The sequence below is a fragment of the Candidatus Thermokryptus mobilis genome, from assembly GCF_900070205.1.
Classification (GTDB): Bacteria; Bacteroidota; Ignavibacteria; order Kryptoniales; family Kryptoniaceae; genus Kryptonium; species Kryptonium mobile.
In genome coordinates this window covers 60746-81051 of the sequence record NZ_FAOO01000012.1, presented here as the reverse complement: position 1 = coordinate 81051, position 20306 = coordinate 60746, and the positions used below count along the sequence as shown (strand labels likewise).

Genomic DNA, 20306 nt, shown 5'->3' with positions numbered 1-20306 from the left:
ATGGGTTTATTAACATAGCCGATGTCACAGGGCTTGCAGATGTTTTGGTTGAGAATTGGGCAGCGGTTGATGTGAATGATCCAGTAACCGGTCCGAGAAAGTTTTATGAAAATGATGGTTATAATGGAACTAATGCTGACAACAACGATAGGACGGCAGCTGATGTAGAAGGTGGGGATGGGACGCTTGACCTTATGGACCTTGCGGTATTAGAGGATGCTGTGACAAGTGGTGTATGGCCAAGTTATGCAATTTCTGCTATTGCAGGTCTACCTGCTTCTAAAATAAATGGTGGTTTTGGGATTGGTTCGGGGATACTTGCGAAGGTTGAAGGTGGGTCAAGTTTTGAGAAAGTAGCAACAGATGTGTTTGTTAAGTTTGAAGTATTTAACGCAGGGCAAAAGGGAAGCAAAATTAGAGTGACGGTTGATAATAACAGCTTTGATTTGAGGGGGTTACAGATTGAGTTAACCTCATCTGTTCTTCCTGGGAAACTTGATGTTTGGAGCTTACCGGATGCCAGTGGGTTAAAGGTTGATTGGGCGAGGAATGAGTTTAATAAAGTTGTTATAATAGTTTATGCTGATGGTGGTAAAGTTCTTAAGTCGGGAAGCGCGTCTTATGTGACGATAGTTATCCCGAATGTAACCCGTGAGCAAATTTTAGGTGCTGAGCCGAGAGTTATCGCAAGTATAAAGAATGTCGCTTATGATGTTAATTATGATGTCACTGAGGCGAGTGGTGTTGTGCCGTTGAATTATATGTTGTATCAGAATTATCCGAATCCGTTCAACCCTGGGACGAAGATAGAGTTTGAGGTTCCGGAGTTTTCAAATGTTAAGTTGATAATTTGGAACTCGCTTGGTCAAAGGGTGAGGGAGATATATTCTGGTGCTGTTGATCCAAACAGGTATAGTGTATATTGGGATGGGAAAGATGAGAATGGGACATCGGTTGCATCGGGTATTTATTTTGTCACAATGTATGCTCGTTCGCTTGAGGAGCAGGGTAGGGAGTTTACGATGACGAGGAAGATGATATTGATGAAGTAAAAGTTTAAGTGTTTTGATTTTCATAGGGGGATAGGTGCGAAGTTGCCTGTCCCCTTTTTTTGTTTTAATTTGGAAGTAAAATAATTCGGGAGAAAGGGTGATGATAAAAATGAAAACGGTTTTGATTATTTTTGTTTTGTTAATTTTTCAACTTGGAGTTCTAAATTCGCAGGTGAAGAAGTCACAGATATTAGGAGCTCCCAAGGATACAAGCATTTCTGATAAAATGGTTAGGAAGAAGCCAAGTGTTCCTTTGTCAACAGGTGCGGGTTTTTTAATAAGTGATGATCCATCTGCTGTGCCCGATCCGTCAGCTATTCTTGATGTTAAAATTACTGGAACGACGAAGAAGGGTGTTCTGATACCCAGAATGACAGCTTCAGAGAGGTTGAGCATAAGTTCACCTGCGGTTGGGCTTCTTGTTTATCAGACAGATGGGACAGCTGGGTTTTACTATTGGGATGGTTCTGTCTGGCAGAGGTTGAGTTTAACTGGTGAAGGTGGGCTTCCATCTGGAAGTGCTGGACAAACATTAAGGCATGATGGGACGAGTTGGGTTGCAAATAGCACGTTGTATAACGATGGGACATACATTGGGATAGGGACTTCGTCAGTGAGTGGTTACAGGTTGACGATAAGGGGTGGGACTAATGATGCGAGTGCGTATGGTTTGAGAGTTGAGAACTCCAGTGGTAGTATTTTGATGACGGTGAGGAATGATGGTCAAGTTTATATGAATGGTCCTGTTTCCATAAGGACCGTTGCAACAGGTGGATTGCCACAGGTTGTTTTATCGGATGATGATGGTTTTCTTTTAACAAGCGGTGCTGGAACTGAAGGTCAGGTTTTAACTTGGACGGCTTCGGGTCCAGCTTGGGCAATACCTGAGATGGATGTAGCTTCAACAGTTTGGGGTCCAATTGCAGCAACAGCTGCAAAGCCAACGGTAGGAGCGATTTTAATTTCGCCGATTTATATACCTGCGAGAATAACGGTAAATCAGATAAGGTTAAGGGTGACAACTGCACTCGGAGCTACTGGTGATGTTGGGATTTATGATTCAAATGGTAATCTTGTTTTAAATGGTGGTGCTGGCTCTTTGACTACAACTGCTGGTGTTAAAATTATTGTCCCTCAGCAAGCAAACAGGACTCTTAATCCAGGTCAGTATTATGTTGCTGTTACTTGGAATTCAACGACAGGGGTTATTGCGGGCGCAAACCTTGGAGTAGCGGGCGCAATGTTTAGAACTGGTTATATATCTACCGGTGGCGGAGTTGTCTTGCCAGCGACTGTAAATTTAAATGCTATTACTGCAACTCGGTATATTTACTATGTCTCGCTGAACAGATGAAATTCAAAAAAGATTTAGTCCCAAGCAGTGATATATTTGCGACTTTTGATATTTTTCACATTGGTTTCGGTTTTATCTTTACATTCGCAAGATGTCGTTGTTATGTCTGGGACATATGTAAGTGCTGGTTCTGGTGTTGTTGTGAAGATGGGGAGTTTAAATGTCAGTTCGGGAGCAACTGTTGTGATTGGCTCTGGAGCGAAGTTTGAGCTTTTCTCTGACCTTACGAATTCGGGAACGATGACTTGCGATGTTAATTCTAATTTTGAATTTGTTGGCGGTTTTCAAGTTATAACTGGGAGCGTTAATTTTGGGAATTTAAATAAATCTGGTGGTGGTTCAATAGTTTTAAATAGCCCAATAACTGTTTCTGGGGTGTTATCAATCCAATCTGGAAAGATTTATCTTGGGGCAAATGATTTAACTGTTTTGGGTTCAATTGGGACTTATTCACCTGTGAATTCTATTGTTCAAAACGGGACTGGGAGGTTAATCAGAAGAGTTGTTGGAACTGGTGATTTTGTTTTTCCGATAAGCGTTTTAGTTGGAAGTAATGAGTATTACCGTGGGGTTAAGGTGACATTTACAACAGCTCCATCGTCTGGAAATTTGAGCGTTTATTTTAATGGTGTTAACCCCGGGACGAGTGGTTTGCCTTTGGATGATGGTGGGGTTCAAATTGTTAATGTTTGGTCAGGTGGTTATTGGAGCGTTGAGCCGTCGGGGGGATTAAGTGGAGGAGTTTATGATATTGAGATTGAGGCGCATGGTTTTAGTGGTACGAGCGATCCGACGAGGTTGAGGGTTTTGAAGAGGTCAAGCGGTGGGTCGTGGACACTTCAAGGGACGCATGTCGCAGGAGGTGGGACACCAACTGAGGTTGTTGTTCGTAGAGCTGGGTTGTCTGGATTTTCGGAATTCGGAATTGGAGGGACAATTTTTGACTTTATATCGGCGTATCTTGCAGTTGGGTTTACTGTTAGTGATATTTATGTTGAGACGGGGGCAACTGGAAATATTGCTTATATTCGGCTTGATTGGAACGATGGAAATCCAGGTAAAACACACGGGGTTTGGGGGTGGAGTTTTGATGTGACAAGTTCCGTTGTTACGATAACTGATGTTACACTTGCACCTTCCATATCAACCGCTTTTTCAATAAATAAGACACCAATTCCAAATGGTATAAGGGTTTTAATTTATGGGAATTCAGCGAGTGTGATTTTGAAGGATCAGGGGAATTCGGTAGCTCAATATGTTGTTGCGAGGGTTCATTTTGATTCGCCCGGTTCAGATGGTGATTATCTGAATGCTATAAGTTTGGTGAATAATACAGTTTCTGATGCGGTGATTCGTGATGCTTCATTGCTTACGTTGTCCAGTATGCCAGCTGGGGATGGAACAATAAATTTGAATGTTCATTCGTCAAGTTTATTTATTGAGCAACCGCCAAGTTTTTTGCCAAGTGGTTATTCTGACTGGAGAAAATATGGTGATATAAATTGGGATGGGGGGATTGACATTGCTGATATAACTGGGCTTGCTGATGTTGTGATAGAGAATTGGGGAGCGGTTACTGTTAATGATCCAAATGGTTCAAGACCTTTTTATGAAGGGGATGGTTATAATGGAACTGATGCTGACAATTCCGATAGGACTTCTGCTGATGTTGAGACGGGTGATGGGGTGATTGATCAAATGGACCTTGCGACTTTGCAGGATGCTGTGATAGATGTGACTTGGCCAAGTTATGCGATTCCAGCAATAGCTGGAAAACCCGCGTATAAATTTTACGGCGATGATGACACAGTTAAAGGTTTTGCAACTTTGAAAAAGATTAACGATGGGATTTTGCATGTTGATTTTGAGATTTTTAACCCAGGGGATAAAGGTTCTATCATAAGGGTTAGATTGAGCAATTCTGTTGATGTGAAAGGTGTGCAAATCTCTTTGAAAGTTAAAGCATTGCCAAATTTTGAGCGTTTGAAGTTTGATGTAACCCCGCTTTTACCTGTGAGTGGTTTTAAAGTTGCATTCGGGAAAAATGAGCTGGGTTATCTTGTGATTTTAATTTATTCCGATGTCGGCAAATTGATCAAAAGAGGTGATAGGCAAGGGATAGTTACGATATCAATTCCTGGTATAGATGTTGAAAAGTTATGGGCGCTTCAGCCAGATGTCAAATTAAGCGTTAGAAACCTCTCCTATAACGCAAGCATTGATGTGAGGGATGCAAATTATATTGAGATTCCAAAAAGTTATATGCTTTATCAAAACTATCCAAATCCGTTCAACCCCGGGACGAGGATAGAGTTTGATGTTCCTGAGTTTTCAAATGTTAAGTTGATAGTTTGGAATTCACTTGGTCAGAGGGTGAGAGAGCTTGTAAATGGTCAAGTTGATCCGGCAAGACATGTTGTGTATTGGGATGGGAAAGATGAAAGCGGGGTGCGGGTTTCGTCTGGGGTTTATTTCGTCACAATGTATGCTCGTTCGCTTGAGGATGAGAAGAGGGAGTTTACGATGACGAGGAAGATGATATTGATGAAGTGAGGAAAAGTTGCGATTTTTTGTTTCGTTTACTAAATTTTTAGGGAGTAGCTTTAAGTGGCTACTCCCTTTTTATTTAAAAAGTGGTTTCTTCTGAAAAACTTGATCAATAAAAAAAGAACATAAAATGATTATGGAATTTGAGGAATTTTACAAAGGACCTCGTGGAATAGCGGTGAAAATTTTGAACAGGATAGAGCGAACGGATTCATACCTTGATAAACTTCTTGATGTTGAGTTGAAGTCCGATGAATTAAATGATTTGGATAAGAGGTTTTTGACTGAGTTAACTCATGGTGTCGTTCGGTGGAAGACGCGACTTGATTTTGTAATTGAGCAGTTTTGCAAGAACAAATTTGCGATGCAGGACCCGAACATAAGGAATGCGATGAGGGTTGCGTTATATCAAATTTTGTTTTTAAGCAAAATTCCCCATGCAGCTGCTGTTAATGAAGCGGTTGAATTCGTGAAAAAGATTCGTGGTCAAAAAGCTGCAAATCTCGTAAATGCGGTTTTGAGGAACATAATAAGAAATTTGAATAAACTTCCCACCCCTGACCATGAAACAGACCCTGTTCAGTATCTTTCAATTATGTATTCTCATCCTTCTTGGATGGTGAAGCGCTGGGTTGAGAGATACGGTTTATATGAGACGGAGCAATTGCTCTCGGCAAATAATGAACGACCAACGATCGTCGTCCGTGCGAATTCTTTGAAGACGACAGCTGATGAACTTGTAAAACTTTTTGAGGAACGGGGTATAAGAAACACTCGGTCAAAGTATGTTGAAAATTTCATAAAGGTTGGTCATCTTTCAAAAATTTATAATCTTGACCTTTTTGAAATGGGATATTTTTCCGTCCAAGATGAGAGTTCAGGTTTAGTTGTTAAACTACTTGATCCGAAACCTGGTGAAATTGTGATTGATCTTTGTTCCGCTCCTGGTGGGAAAACGACATTTATAGGTGAGTTGATGAAAAATCAAGGGAAGATAATAGCGGTTGATAAATATGAGCACAGGTTGAATCTTGTCAAGCAGAGTTGCGAGCGACTTGGGGTTGAAAATGTTGAATTCATACCGAAAGATGCCCTTGAAGTTGATGTTGAACCAGCGGATAAAGTCCTTGTTGATGCGCCTTGTTCGGGTTTGGGAGTGATACAGAAGAAGCCAGACATAAAATGGCAAAGGGAACTTTCCGATATAAGGAATCTCGCAAAGACGCAAATTGAATTGCTTGAGAAGGCGAGTAAACTTGTCAAGAACGGTGGGGTGATTGTTTATAGCACTTGCACAATTGAACCAGAGGAAAATATTGAGGTTGTTAAGGAGTTTTTAAGCAGGCATCCCGAGTTCAAAATTGAGGATGCGAGAAATTACCTTCCTTCTGACATTGTAAATGAAGAGGGTTGCATGGAGACATATCCTCATAAACACGATATGGACGGCGGTTTTGCCGTTAGATTAATCAAAGTTGGATGAAAAATTTATGGTAAAATCAAAACCAACCGACTTTGTTTTAGTTGATGGGGAGACATTGACACCTGAAGATGTTTTTGATGTTGCGGTAAATTTCGCTGAGGTTAAGTTAAGTCATGATGCGATTTTAAAGATGGAAAAATCAAGAAAGTTAGTTGAGAAATGGGTTGAAAGTGGGGAGACGATTTATGGGGTGACGACTGGTTTTGGTGATTTTGCAATGGTGAGAATTGAAAAAGATAAGATTGAGAAGCTTCAAAGAAATTTGATATACAGCCATTCAGCAGGGGCGGGAGAGTCATTGCCACCAGAGGTTGTGAGAGCAATGATGCTTTTGAGGGCAAATGCTTTAGCGAAGGGTTATTCGGGTGTTAGACCTGAAATAGTTGATTTCTTGTTGAAATTTTTAAACAATGGGATTATGCCAATAGTGCCATCGCAGGGTTCGGTCGGTTCAAGTGGCGACCTTGTTCAACTTGCTCATTTAGTCCTTGCTATGATGGGAGAAGGAGAGGTTTGGGTTGGGAAATCAATAAATGTTGAAAAACTTAAAAGATTTCCATCTCGTTCAGCATTGAAAAAGTTCGGGTTGAAACCATTAAAGCTTTCTGCAAAGGAAGGGCTTGCACTTATTAATGGGACACAAATGATGACAGCTTATGCATGTTTAATTGTGAAACAGGCAAAGGAATTGTGTAAGATAGCTGACATCGCAGCTTCCTTAAGCATTGAAGCACTTAAAGGGACTGATAGAGCTTTTGATGAGAGGATTCATAAATTAAGACCTTATCAGGGACAGCAAAAGGTAGCGAGGAACATTTTGCGTATGATGCGTAATAGTGAGATACGACTTTCCCATTTGTATGATGACCCGAGGGTTCAAGATGCTTATTCGTTAAGGTGTGTTCCGCAGATTCATGGTGCTTCAAGAGATGCGATTGATTATGTTTACAACATCGTCTCAATTGAAATTAACTCCGCAACCGATAACCCTTTGATTTTTCCAGATGATGGGGAACATCTTGAAGGTGGGAATTTTCACGGACAGCCAATAGCTCTTGCGATGGATTTTATGGCGATTGCTCTTTCCGAGTTAGCAAATGTTTCCGAAAGAAGAATTGAACGACTTGTGAACTCTCAATTAAGCGGGTTGCCGAAATTTTTGACGAAGATCGGGGGGTTAAATTCCGGGCTTATGATAGCTCAATATACAGCTGCTTCCCTTGTCTCTGAAAATAAAGTTTTGTCTCATCCAGCAAGTGTTGATTCAATACCGACATCGGCAAATCAGGAAGACCATAATAGCATGGGCTCTATATCTGCGCAAAAGGCGTATAGAGTTTTAAAAAATGTTCAAACAGTTCTTGCGATTGAGATAATGTGTGCGGTTCAAGGAATTGATTTCGCAAGGGTTGATGAAAAAACAGGTAAGATAATGAGATGTGGGGTTGGGACACAGGCAGTTTATGAGTTTGTAAGGAAACATATAAAACATCTTGATGAGGACCGGATACTTCACAAAGACATTATAAAAGCACTTGAGCTTGTAAAAAGCGGTGAAATTATAAAAGTCGCTGAAGAAGCGATTGGAGAAAAACTTGAGTGATATAAAATGGCTGATAAAAGAGCGACATTGACGCTTGAATCAGATATAAGATATTTGAAAGGCATTGGGGAAAAAAGGTCCCTTGCTTTGAAAGATGTCGGGATTGAGAAATTGATTGACCTTCTTTATTATGCGCCGATTAAATACATTGACAGAAGCACTGTTATAACGGTTGCTGACTTGAAAAGAAATTGGTGGAAATTTTCTGGGGCTCAAGAAGCAGTCACATTTATAGGTAGAGTTGTTGATAAGAGGACATTGGTTGCTTCATCTGGCAGGGAGATCTTTGAATTGACGATAGATGATGGGACTGGCAAAATTAGTTGTTCTTGGTTCAATAAGATAGAATACTTCAAGCGTCAGTTTGAGTTTGGTGATTTCGTTGCTGTCTTTGGAAAACCGACCATTTTCAAAGGGAAAATAAACCTCATTCACCCAGAATTTGATTTCCTAACGGAATCTGATAGCATAAATATACACACGGGTAGAATTGTCCCGGTTTATCCATCCACTTCAAAGTTGAAGTCGCTTGGGTTGAACACTTTAAAGCTTCGCGAACTTATAAGTAGTGTTATAAACGATTACATTGATTATGTTGAGGAGAACCTCCCTCATAAGTTAATTTTGAAGTATAATCTTGTTCCTTTGAAATTTGCTTTGAAGTCAATTCACTTTCCCGATTCCCGTTGGGATTTGGAGGTTTCCTTGAAAAGGTTGAAGTTTGAGGAGTTGTTTTTCCTTCAACTTTTACTTGCTCGCAAACATTATGAACTTAAACACTTTGAGAAAGGGATTTCATTTACGAAGATAGGAGAGCTTGTTCGCAGGTTCAGCCAAATTTTGCCCTTTCAACTCACCAATGCACAGCGTCGTGTCATCCGTGAGATATGGCGGGATATGAAATCCGACAGACCTATGAATCGTCTTTTACAAGGTGATGTTGGAAGCGGGAAGACGGTTGTTGCTTTAATTGCTATGTTGATAGCTGCTGATAACGGCTATCAAAGTGCGTTTATGGCACCGACGGAAATTTTAGCAGAACAACATTATGCGACTTTTTTGAACTTGTTAAATTCCCTCCCGGTTAAAATTCGCCTTTTAACAGGTAGCATTAAACCGAAGGAAAAGAAAGAAATCCTTTCAGAGATTCAAAGTGGGGAAGCGCAAATTGTAATTGGAACTCACGCGTTAATACAAGAAGGGGTAAATTTCAAAAACCTCGGGCTTGTCGTAATTGATGAACAGCACAGGTTTGGCGTTATGCAAAGGGCAACTTTGATTGAAAAAGGTTATAACCCTGATGTTCTGATCATGACAGCAACCCCTATCCCAAGGACACTTGCTCTTACCGTTTACGGTGACCTGGATGTCTCTGTCATAGATGAGATGCCGAAAGGTCGCAGAAAAATTAAAACCGAGATAATTCCTGACGATGAAAAGGATAGGCTATATGAATTCATCAGAGCGAAAATTAAAGAAGGACATCAAGCATATATTGTCTATCCCTTGATAGAGGAGTCGGAAAAGCTTGACCTTGAGTCAGCGATAAAAAATTATATCTATCTTAAAAATGAGGTATTCCCTGAGTTTAAAGTCGGTTTAATTCACGGTAAAATGCCCGGGACGGAAAGACAGGAGATAATGAGTGATTTCAGAGATAGAAAAATCCAGATTCTCGTTGCAACGACAGTGATAGAGGTTGGAATTGATGTTCCAAATGCGACTATAATGGTGATAGAAAATGCTGAAAGGTTTGGGCTTTCTCAACTTCATCAATTGCGCGGGAGAATAGGGAGAGGTGAAAGACAATCATATTGTTTTTTGGTTGTTAAGTCAAGTTTATTAAAAAGCGAAACGCTTTTTGATTTTGAGGAAAGTAAAGCAGTTGAAAGAGTTAAAATAATCGCTTCAACACTTGATGGTTTTAAAATCGCTGAAAAGGACCTTGAACTGCGCGGACCTGGTGAATTTTTCGGGACAAGGCAAAGCGGGTTTATGAAATTCAAATTCGCAAATATCGCAACTGATCAAAAAATACTTGAAATAGCCAGGAAAGAGGCGTTTGAGATCATAAAAGAAGACCCGGACTTGATGAAGCCAGAACATTTTTGTTTAAGAGAGGAACTTGTAAAGAGATATTCAGATAGCGTAGACCTTGCAAAGGTAAGTTAAAAAAATAAAAATGAGGCATAAATGGAAGACGAGATCAAAGAAATTTTAACCTCTTACAAAACAATAGCTATTGTCGGCATCTCAAATAAACCAGATAGAGATAGCTATATCGTTGCTGAATATCTTCTCAATCAAGGATATAAAATCATCCCGGTTAATCCAAACATTGATACCGTCCTTGGTTTAAAGGCATATCCTGATTTAATCAGCGTCCCTGAAGAGATAGACATCGTTGATATTTTTAGAAGACCAGAATTCGTTGACGAGATAGTTGATCAAGCGATTGAAAAGAGGGCGAAAGTTGTGTGGATGCAACTTGGTGTTATAAATGAATCAGCAGCGGAAAAAGCGAGAAAGGCAGGGTTGAAGGTCGTTATGAATAAGTGTATAAAGGTTGAGCATATGTATAGGTTTGGGAATTTTTAGTAAACTGGGATTTTTAAAATTTGTCCGACTTTAATGTTTTTCCCTTCAAGCTTGTTCAACTCAATTATATCTTCAACCGTCGCGTTATATTTTTTTGCGATGGTTTCAAGTGTTTCACCTTTTTTCACCCTGTGATTTATCGTTTTCTCAGGCACAACGATAATTTCGCCATTTTGAAAGACAACCCGTGAGCTCTTGTATTTGTATTGAGATAGATCAAGTTGTTGAGGTTGGGCATTTGATGGAAGAGCTATTAAAAATTCACCTTCAGGAAGGGATGACTTCAAAATCCAGGGGTTTAAGTATTTGAGCGTTTTATAGTTCGTCCCCTGAAGTTTTGCCCAAACAGCGAGGTTTTGAATTGGACCTTTTACACTCACATATTTTACATCCGGGGGTTTAAAAAGTTTTGTCGTGTCAATTAAGAAGCCATATCTTTTTGCGTTTGATATCAATTCTTTAATAGCAGCGACTCTGAAAACAAATCTTGCTGTTTCCCTATTCAGATGAAGATCAAAATAGTTGTCAACCCATTGAAATTGTAAAGCATCGTTTATCCTTGTTTCCCCAGCGTTATAAGCAGCTAGAGCCAATGTCCAACTGTTAAATTTATTGTAGAGGTCTTGAAGATAAGAAAGAGCAGCTTCGGTTGATTTTTGGATGTTAAGTCGCTCATCTATATAGTCGTCAATTCGCAAACCGTATTTTCTCGCGGTTTCAGGCATAAGCTGCCACAATCCAGCTGCTCCCTTGTTTGAATATGCGTTTTCTATTAAGCGACTTTCAGCGATTGCTAAAAATTTTAAATCGCTTGGCAACCCCCTTTCCTTGATTTTGCTTTCAATAAAAGGCATATATTTACCGCATCTCTTCAAGTCAAGTATAAGTTGATTCTCATCAAATTCAAGATAAAATTCTCTCTCAAATCTTTCCCTCACATCAGGTATCTCAAGAGGTATCCTTTCCCCGCAAATAAACACGATGTCGGGTGGATGAGTTACGGCAAGATGGTTTACGATTGTGACATCGCTTTTATTTGATGTATCCCAACTAAGATTTTTTGTGGCGATGAAAAGCACATAAATAAAAATCCCGATTGAAAAAACATGTAATATCCTATTCATTTCGTCTCAGTAGCGTTAATTTTAAAGAGTTAATCCTTGTTTTCGTAGCGTTTAAAATTGTAATTTTGAAATTGTTAATAATGAATTCCTCACCAACGGTTGGAATCCTCCCTATGTTATTTATCACGAATCCTGCGATGGTTTCATAATCGCCTTTCGGAATGTTAAGATTGAATTCCTCGTTTAGATGGTCAACCTCTGCAGAACCGTTTAATATGAAAGTATTCGCATCAACTTTTTGAACTAATTTCCTGCTGACATCAAATTCGTCTTCTATTTCACCAACGAGCTCCTCAATCACATCTTCAAGTGTTATCAAACCAGAAACACCGCCGAATTCATCAACTACAATTGCTATGCTCGTATTTTTTTGCTTGAAGTCATTCAAAAGTTCAATACATTTTTTCTTCTCCGGGACGAAAAACGGCTCTGTTAAGATTTCGTCTATGTTTCTTGGGTTTTTAAATATGTCCTTCACATAAATTATGCCGATGATGTTGTCAATCACGCCATCATAAACTGGGAGTCGTGAATGTCCCGACTTTGAGAATATTTCAATTATTTCTCTCATTGGCATATTTTTTTCAACCGCTACGATTTCGGTCCTCGGACGCATTGCTTCTTCAACTGTCATATTTTCAAGCTTAAAGACGCTTGAAAAAGGTATATCAATTTTAAGGTCTTTTCCGAATTCGGTCTCCTTTATGAGTATTTCAAAATCGGACTTGCTGAAGAAATTTTCAATTGTTTCTGATTTTATCTTTAAAATTTTTAAGAGCTTTTCCGAGGCAAATCCTAAAATTTTTATCGCCGGTAAAAATATAAAGTAAAACAACTTTAAAGGAAGTGATGCAAATAACACAAAAGCGTCAGCTGATTCACGACCTATGCTCTTTGGAATTGACTCCCCGAAGATCAGAAGGAGTAAGGTTATCAAAATCAGAATCGTGAAGTCATTCATATTTACAGTTGTCTTGAGGATGAAGGTTAAAATTGAGCTCAGCGCGATATTTACGAAGTTATTTCCTATTAAAATTGTGATGAGGAATTTTTCCGGTTTTTTTATGAAATCGTGTGCGATTCTTGCAAAAAGGGAGGAATTGGACCTTATTTCAAGTTTTATTTTATTCGCGCTTATAAATGCCATTTCACTTGCGGAGAAAAAGGAGGAAAGAAACAATAGGATAAAAGCAAGCCAAAGTTCCATTGTTTTGTAGGTATTATTTTTAAATAAAAAGGCACAGAGTTATAAAACCCTGTGCCTTTTGAAATTACACAAACTTTTTATCAATGGGATTATTTTTTCAACTTGAATCTTATCGGAATCATAACGCGGACTTTTACTGGCTTACCACGCTGTTTCCCAGGTTTAAATTTTGCTTTCATTACAGCAGCAACAGCTGCTTCATCACAACCAGCACCGATTCCCTTGACTACATCTGCTCTCACAACATTTCCATTTTCGTCTACGAAGGCCATAACATAAACAGTTCCTTCAACCCCAGCTCTTATGGCTATTTCAGGATAGACAACATTTCTTTGAATTGATTCAAGACCACCTATTATCTCTGGCATTTCTTCAACCACGACAAAAAATTGCTCCTCAAAAGGAATTTCTTCCTTTGATGATAGTTCCTCTTTTGGTGGAGGTGGGGCAACTTCTTTCGTTATGTCAAGCTCAGAGCTTATATCAATATCAACATCGCTCAACACTTCGTCACTCGGCGCTTCAATTGGGATTGGTGGTCTTGGTGGTGGCGGTGGTCTGTTTTCCTGTCTTGTTTGTGGTATCTCCTCTGGTTTAATCACTTCCTGCTCAAAAGTTAAAATTTTCTTCCCACGCCCTATATCTTTGGGGAAAAATCTAAAAGCAAGTATTGTCACAAGCAGGGCTATTACGAGTCCAAGCTCAACCCATTTGCGCCACCTCAATCGCAAATCCGCTTCTGGTTTCTTGATGATGGGCATTTTTGATTTCTACCTCCATAAAATTTTTTATTTGTCTGAACTAAAGATAAAAAGTTTGAAATAAAATTTCAAGTTTAAGGTCTATATTTTCGCCTTCATCAATTAAGACACATGAACATAAATTTTGTTCCCAAAGTTAAGTGGAGCCGACGGGATTTGAACCCGTGACCTCCAGAGTGCGATTCTGGCGCTCTCCCAGCTGAGCTACGGCCCCAAGTCTTTCCCTTAAAATATAGCCAAGATGGGGTAAAAAAACAAATTTTTTAATCACCAGGATATTCCTTTGCTTTTTCCTCACCGCGTAAAACCCTCAAAACTCCAAGCGCAAGAGCTTTCATTTCGTCTTCCCCAGGAATTACGATAACTGGAGCTATAAATGAAACTCTTTCACTGACCCAGTTAACAAGCATTTTTGAATTTGCCAAACCACCGGTTAAAACTATTGCATCAACATTTCCCCTCAAAACCGTTGCCATTGCTCCTATTTCTTTGGCGATTTGGTATGCCATTGCCTCGTAAACCTCTTTTGCGTAAATGTCCCCGTTTTCAATTCTTTTCTCAACTTCTTCAGCGTCATTTGTTCCAAGATATGCAACAAGCCCACCTTTTCCCATGACCATTTTTCTTATTTCGCTTTCGGTAAATTTACCGGAAAAACATAAAGTTATGAAAGGTTGAAGCGGAAGCCCTCCGGTTCTTTCTGGGGAGAATGGTCCATCACTACTTGCATCATTTGCGTCAATAATTTTTCCAGCTTTTACAGGACAAACTGAAATACCACCACCAAGGTGAGCGATTACAAAGTTTGAATCCTCAAGCTTTTTCCCAAGCTTTTGACAAGCGACTCGCGCCGTTGCGTGAATGTTGAGAGCATGTGACAAACTGCGTCTTTGAATAAGTGGATGCCCCGAATATCTAGCTAATGGCTCAAATTCGTCAACCGAGACGGGGTCAACGATGTAGGCATCAATTCCACCAAGTTTAGCTATCTCGTATGCAAGCGCACAACCAAGATTTGATGGATGTTCGCCTTGAAAATTATTCCTCGCATCATTTAACATCTCTTCATTCACTTTATATGTTCCTCCTTTCACGGGTTTTAAAAGCCCTCCTATTCCTGCAACAGCTGAAAAATCCGACGGCTTTAAATTTCTCTCTTTTAAAAATTCAAGCACTATATTTAACCTGAAATCAAATTGTTCCCAAAGCGTTTTAAATTTTGAAAGTTCCTCAGGTGAATGTCTTATAGTTTTTGATTCAACTTGTTCCTCATCTTCAAAAATTGCTACCTTTGTTGAGGTTGAACCCGGATTGATCACGAGGATTTTCATAACTATTGAAAACTTGTGTTATAGATTTTTCATTGTTAATTTAAAAAACAAAAAGAAACATTTTCAAAAATTGCTTATCAACAAAAGATACAAAATCTTGGAGAAAATCGGCGATGGAGCTGTTGGGGAAGTTTTTAAAGCTTACGATACCCTGCGTGATAAAGATGTGGCAATTAAAATATCAAAGCGAAATCCCCTTGCCGAAGAGAAATTAATCAATGAGTTTAAAATCACTTCACAGTTTGAGCATCCGAATATAATTTCAATGCTTGATTTCGGGACGGTGAGGTTTTGCGAAGATGAAAATTTAAACGATAGAAAATTTATAGTGCTTGAATATTGCGATACCCCAAACATCTTGAAATTTTTATCAACAGTTGATACAAGCAAGAAATTTGAAATAATTTATCAAATTTGTCACGCTTTAAATGTCATCCACAGGGCTGGGTATGTCCATCGCGATCTCAAACCCGAAAACATAATTTATGATTCAAGGACCGACAAAGTTAAAATCACCGATCTTGGATTTGCTATTATTTATGAGAAGATAAATCCAAATGAAGCACCAATTGGGACATTGTTTTATATAGCTCCAGAAGTTTTAAATGCCGAAGTTTACGACCACAGAGCTGACATCTACTCCCTTGGAATTTTGATATATCAAATTTTAAGCGGTTCCTTACCATTTGACTTTAAAGAACCAATTGAAATTGTAAAATGGCATCTTTCTAAAAAGAGAATTATCCTTCCGGGGTTTGGTGTTGAAGTTGAAAATCTTTTGAACTCAATGCTTGATCCTGATCCGTCAAAAAGACCCGGGAGCATTTCAAATGTTTTGCAGTTTTTGATGAATTTATTTCCTGGTAAGCGATGGGAGATCAATTTTAAGGTCAGAAAACCTTTCGGGAAGGAAGATGCGCTTTCCATGATAACGGATAAACTTGATAAAGTTAAAAATTCAAGCTCCGAGTTAAATTTGGTTTTAATTTTTGGAGCAGATGGACTTGGAAAAACGAGTTTGATTAGATATGCAAATGTTGAAGCGAAGGCGATGGGATATGAGACACTGTTAATAAATGAAATACAACCACAAAAAATTTTAAATTTTATTTCGCGATCACCTTTGATAGTTAACCTCACGCCGGAGTTGAGAATTAGGTTTGAGAAATTTAAAGATGCGGTTGATGTAACTTCGTATAATTTGATTGAATTTGCTCAATTTTTAAGGGAGTTAATTTTAAATGCCTCAGTTTATTTCCCTGTGGCTGTTTTCATTGATGAGATTGACATTGGAAATTCTTTCAATGAGATTTTTTTGAGGTCGTTTCTCTTCCCAAGTGAATTTTCGGGGAGAAAAGTTGCGGTTTTCATTTCGGGCAAGGATGAGAATTTTTTTGATTTACTTGTTCAAAATGCTGAAAAAATATACCTTCGCCCGTTCAATGTTGATGAAATAATAGAGTATGTAAAGGTAAATTTTGACATTGAAGAGAATTTGGTGCGCGAATTTGCTGAAGCCATCGCTGAGTATTCGGGCGGAATCTCAGCTGTGGTAGAGATTTTGTCAAATTATCTTTCTCAAAAGATCGGCGGTAGGGTTGATGCTCTGGGACAATTATCAAACATAGAACTTGATGAAATTATAAGCCGTGTTGAGCATTTGTCCCAAATTCAAAGGCAAATACTCAACATTTTATCCCTTGAAGAAGGACCAGTTGAGATTAAGATATTAAATGAATTTTTCTGCGCTGATATACATCACGAGTTAAAGCAACTTCAAATGTCTGGCTTTGTTAAGCTTGAAAACGATAGGGTTTCAATAGCTTATAAATCATTGAGGGAACATGTGTTAAGGGGGATTGATGAGCCGAGCAGACGAAGAATTCATACGAATTATGCTGTGATTTATTTAAATCAAAAAGAATGGGAGAAGGATGCAGAGAAAGTTTTGTTTCATTTTGCTATGGCAAGAGATAGCGAGGGGGTGGAAAGGTTTGCAGAAATTGGAATTGAAAACCTTGTTTCAAGGGGTGACTTTAAGAAGGCGATAGGTCTTTGTGAACTTTTTTTTGATTTATTACCTGATTATTTAAAACCATCGTTTAAATTAAAGCTTGCGGAACTTAACATTAAAATTGGGAATTTCAAAGCGGTTCTTTCTCTCCTTGAAGATGTTAATGGGGTTGATGTGTTTGAATTGAAGTCAGATGCATATTTTCATCTTGGTGACACTGAATCGGCGTTTTTGATTTTAAGACAAGGGATGAAAATTTCAGATAGCGTTTATGATAGGATGAGGGTTGCGATGAAAATGTCACAAATTTTAGCAATAAGTGGTGATGTTGAAGTCGCTTTTTCAATTTTGAATGCTTATGACTATGATAAAATTTTAAAATTTGTTTCAAAAACGAAATTGATCGGCGATTTTTACGCTGGGCTCGGGATAATTTATCAAATGAGGGGAAATCTTGATAAAGCAAAGAGTTGTTTTGAGATAAGTGTTGAGAGTAGGAACAAGAAAGGAGATAAATTAAAAATTATCGCTGGATACAATAACTTGGCGAACTTTTATAGTATAATTGGAAAGTATGATGAAGCGATAAATTTTTGGAAAAGGGCTATAGAGATTTCTGAAACAGTTGGAAACTTAACACAAACTGCTCACATTTACAACAATATCGGTATAAGTCACTTCAAGCGCAGAAATTATCAATCGGCGATTGAGAATTATCAAAAGGCGATGGCGATTTACAGGACGATTGGGGATATCCCAGGGATGGCGAATGTCCTCGGGAACATGGGCGAAGTGTTGATAGAGGAGTATAAACTTAGTGAGGCGTATGATAACTTGATTCAAGCAGAAAAGCTTTATGAGAAAACGGGGGATAGAGGTGGCATTTGTGAGATAAAGCGCTTGCTCTTCCTTATGTTTCTTTATGTGGGGGATGCAAAGCGAGCTAGGGAAGTTTTTAAGTGGATTGATGAAAATTGTGAGAGATTCCAATCTAACATTAGAGATTACTTTAATGCATTGGTTTTAATGAAAGAGGGTGATTTCAAATTAGCCGAGGAAATTCTTTTTAAGCTGTTAGAAGATGAGACAGATAAAGAAGATTTTGAATTTAAATTGAGAATTTTAATTTCTCTTCTCAAATTAAATTATGTATCAGGAAAAATAAATAACTTGGGAAAAGTTTTGGATTCCGTTGAAAATTTCGTTGAGTTTGTTGATGACCGTTATACAAAAGCTTTAGTGTTCTTTTTGGTTTCGCTTGCTTTAGATGACAAGTCAGCTTCTTTTAGAAGTTTGAACAAAGCTTTGTATGAGCTTGGAGATGAATTCAGTGAGTTCGCTTGGAAGGTTTATCTTGAAATGGCGCGTTATTACGAAAGCAGGGGAGTTGAAATTAAGTATTTGAACTACCTTGAAAAAGCGCTGGAGAGTTTTAACGTTCTGATTGAGAGGATCAAAGATGTGAATTTCATTGAATCGTATATCAACGATGCCGAGAATGAAAAATTCTATAAGGTATTAAGAAGTTTGACCGTTTAAAAATGGATGAGAGATTTAAAATATCGCTTGTCAGCACAAGTCGTTCTGCGCTTGAAGATGTGAAGAAATTTATACCAGTTGAGGAGGGTTATTTTATTGTCAATTTGGTTACGTCTTACAATTCGCTTAAGCGTTTATCTGGGCAGAGTCCGGAACTTGTCGTTTGTGTGATTGCAAACCGAGGGGATGAGATTTTGCTTGAAACGGCGATAGATATGTTTGGGAGTAAAAATCTCGCTTGTGTTGATTATATGAAGTCGTATAATTTGACTGTTAAACTTTTGAAGTCGGGGGTTATTTCTTATTTCACGATGCCAGAGGAAAGTGTTGCCTTTTCTGATTTTGTGAAGGGTAAGGCGGAGGAATGGAAAAAGGAAATTGAAGCAGAGAAGTTCCTTAGCATCAGGAGGGAACAATTTGATTTCGGGAAATTCATTGGGAGTTCTGATAAGGTGCGGGAAATAATTGAACTTGTCAAAAAGGCAATTGAACACAAAGATTTAACGATTCTAATCACGGGGGAAACGGGAACTGGAAAGACACTGCTTGCAAGGATAATACATCAAAACACTTATTCAGAGATAAGGCCTTTCGTTGAGATAAATTGTGCTTCAATCCCAACGACTTTGCTTGAATCAGAACTTTTCGGGCATGAGAAAGGAGCTTTCACTGATGCTAAGGAAAGAAAGATCGGTTTGTTTGAAATAGCAAATGGTGGAACGATTTTCCTTGATGAAATTGGTGATCTTGATTTAAATTTGCAAGGGAAAATTTTGAAGGTGATAGAGGAAAAGACATTTCGTCGTATCGGTGGCGTTGAGACGATAAAGTTTGAAGGAAGGATAATAACAGCTACGAATCAAAACCTTGAACATCTTGTAAGGGAAAATAAATTTAGAAGGGATTTATATTATCGGTTGATGCTTTTCCCGATCCACCTCCCACCTCTTCGTGAGCGAGGTGATGATATATTTGTTCTAGCTGAACATTTTATAAATGAGTTCAATTTGCTTTATCGTAAAAATCTACCAAAGGTGAAGGGAATTTCACCGGAAGCGAGGTTGTTTTTGAAAAAATATCACTGGCCTGGGAATGTTCGTCAATTAAGATACGCAATTGAGAAAGCAGTAATTTTGACGGGGAATGAGTATTTGACGCTTGATGATTTTAAATTTTTGTTTGAAAAGCCGGAGAAAACAAGAGGGTTTCATCTCGTTGAGGGGGATAGTTCAAATATTTACATTTCCACACCTCTTGAGTCGGCAAGCTTAAGCAATGTTGAGAAAGAACTGATAAGATCGGTGCTTGAGAAGGTAGATTGGAACAAGTCGCGAGCCTCAAGAATACTTGGGATATCCCGTCCGCGACTTGATAGATTGATCCAGAAGTATAGAATAATTCGTTGATATAATTTGTTGCTGGTGTAACAAATCGTTGCAACAAGCCATTACAATTTAACCGAATTTTCAAATATCGCGGGGTAAATGGCCTCAAATTTTAATTGATTTATAGTTGTTTTTGTGAAATCTCCCAGAGGGAAAATTTTGGCACAGTATTTGAATTTCACTAAATAGAAAGTTTTTCGCTCTTTATAATACAAAAAATTTAACTTGGCTTTTGAGTTGGTGTAAAATGATTAAGTAATGGATAAGCATATCACATCTCGTTCTTTAAAATAGCGTTTTAAAGTGGA

13 protein-coding genes and 1 tRNA gene are annotated in these 20306 nt (G+C 38.6%); 9 read left to right on the top strand and 5 right to left on the bottom strand.

The window, feature by feature from the left end; translation table 11 throughout:
* The 7 genes from FKZ43_RS08525 to FKZ43_RS08495 form a co-directional block, all read left to right on the top strand.
* Positions 1 to 1052: FlgD immunoglobulin-like domain containing protein (locus tag FKZ43_RS08525; protein WP_320415056.1), on the top strand; the 1052-nt coding region annotated here is incomplete at its 5' end.
* Between the two features lie 100 nt (positions 1053 to 1152).
* Positions 1153 to 2406, top strand: coding sequence for a phage tail-like protein (locus FKZ43_RS08520; RefSeq protein WP_140945464.1), 1254 nt, complete (start codon positions 1153 to 1155; stop codon positions 2404 to 2406).
* A 36-nt stretch (positions 2407 to 2442) separates the two neighbouring features.
* Positions 2443 to 4959, top strand: a complete 2517-nt coding sequence (locus FKZ43_RS08515; RefSeq protein ID WP_140945463.1) for a FlgD immunoglobulin-like domain containing protein — start codon at positions 2443 to 2445, stop codon at positions 4957 to 4959.
* Positions 4960 to 5083: 124 nt separating this feature from the next.
* On the top strand, positions 5084 to 6436 hold the full coding sequence (gene rsmB / locus FKZ43_RS08510) for a 16S rRNA (cytosine(967)-C(5))-methyltransferase RsmB (RefSeq protein WP_140945462.1): 1353 nt from the start codon (positions 5084 to 5086) through the stop codon (positions 6434 to 6436).
* A gap of 7 nt (positions 6437 to 6443) precedes the next feature.
* A complete protein-coding gene (hutH, locus tag FKZ43_RS08505; RefSeq protein ID WP_140945461.1) occupies positions 6444 to 8039 on the top strand; it encodes a histidine ammonia-lyase in 1596 nt (531 codons plus the stop codon).
* A gap of 6 nt (positions 8040 to 8045) precedes the next feature.
* Positions 8046 to 10211, top strand: coding sequence for an ATP-dependent DNA helicase RecG (gene recG / locus FKZ43_RS08500; RefSeq protein WP_140945460.1), 2166 nt, complete (start codon positions 8046 to 8048; stop codon positions 10209 to 10211).
* Positions 10212 to 10232: 21 nt separating this feature from the next.
* The gene (locus tag FKZ43_RS08495) at positions 10233 to 10637 is read left to right on the top strand and encodes a CoA-binding protein (protein ID WP_140945459.1); all 405 of its coding nucleotides are present in this window, start codon (positions 10233 to 10235) and stop codon (positions 10635 to 10637) included.
* Here FKZ43_RS08495 and FKZ43_RS08490 read toward each other — a convergent pair.
* From FKZ43_RS08490 to buk, 5 genes are all read right to left on the bottom strand, one after another.
* Positions 10634 to 11761: a lytic transglycosylase domain-containing protein gene (locus FKZ43_RS08490; RefSeq protein WP_140945458.1), complete on the bottom strand. Its 1128-nt coding sequence runs from the start codon at positions 11759 to 11761 to the stop codon at positions 10634 to 10636. The genes FKZ43_RS08495 and FKZ43_RS08490 overlap by 4 nt on opposite strands.
* A complete protein-coding gene (locus FKZ43_RS08485) occupies positions 11754 to 12968 on the bottom strand; it encodes a hemolysin family protein (protein ID WP_140945457.1) in 1215 nt (404 codons plus the stop codon). The genes FKZ43_RS08490 and FKZ43_RS08485 overlap by 8 nt, the downstream gene beginning before the upstream one ends.
* A gap of 89 nt (positions 12969 to 13057) precedes the next feature.
* Entirely contained in the window at positions 13058 to 13729 is a 672-nt protein-coding gene (locus FKZ43_RS08480; RefSeq protein ID WP_140945456.1) for an energy transducer TonB, read from the bottom strand.
* Between the two features lie 141 nt (positions 13730 to 13870).
* Positions 13871 to 13943: transfer RNA gene (locus FKZ43_RS08475), tRNA-Ala, on the bottom strand.
* 49 nt (positions 13944 to 13992) lie between these two features.
* Positions 13993 to 15060 carry a butyrate kinase gene (buk, locus tag FKZ43_RS08470; protein WP_140945455.1) on the bottom strand — a complete coding sequence of 356 codons (1068 nt, stop codon included), beginning with the start codon at positions 15058 to 15060 and terminating at the stop codon, positions 13993 to 13995.
* Between buk and FKZ43_RS08465 the strand changes: the two genes are divergently transcribed.
* The gene (locus tag FKZ43_RS08465) at positions 15041 to 18613 is read left to right on the top strand and encodes a serine/threonine-protein kinase (protein WP_219916515.1); all 3573 of its coding nucleotides are present in this window, start codon (positions 15041 to 15043) and stop codon (positions 18611 to 18613) included. The genes buk and FKZ43_RS08465 overlap by 20 nt on opposite strands.
* A gap of 2 nt (positions 18614 to 18615) precedes the next feature.
* The gene (locus FKZ43_RS08460; protein ID WP_140945453.1) at positions 18616 to 20019 is read left to right on the top strand and encodes a sigma-54 interaction domain-containing protein; all 1404 of its coding nucleotides are present in this window, start codon (positions 18616 to 18618) and stop codon (positions 20017 to 20019) included.
* The last annotated feature ends 287 nt before the right edge of the window (positions 20020 to 20306 follow it).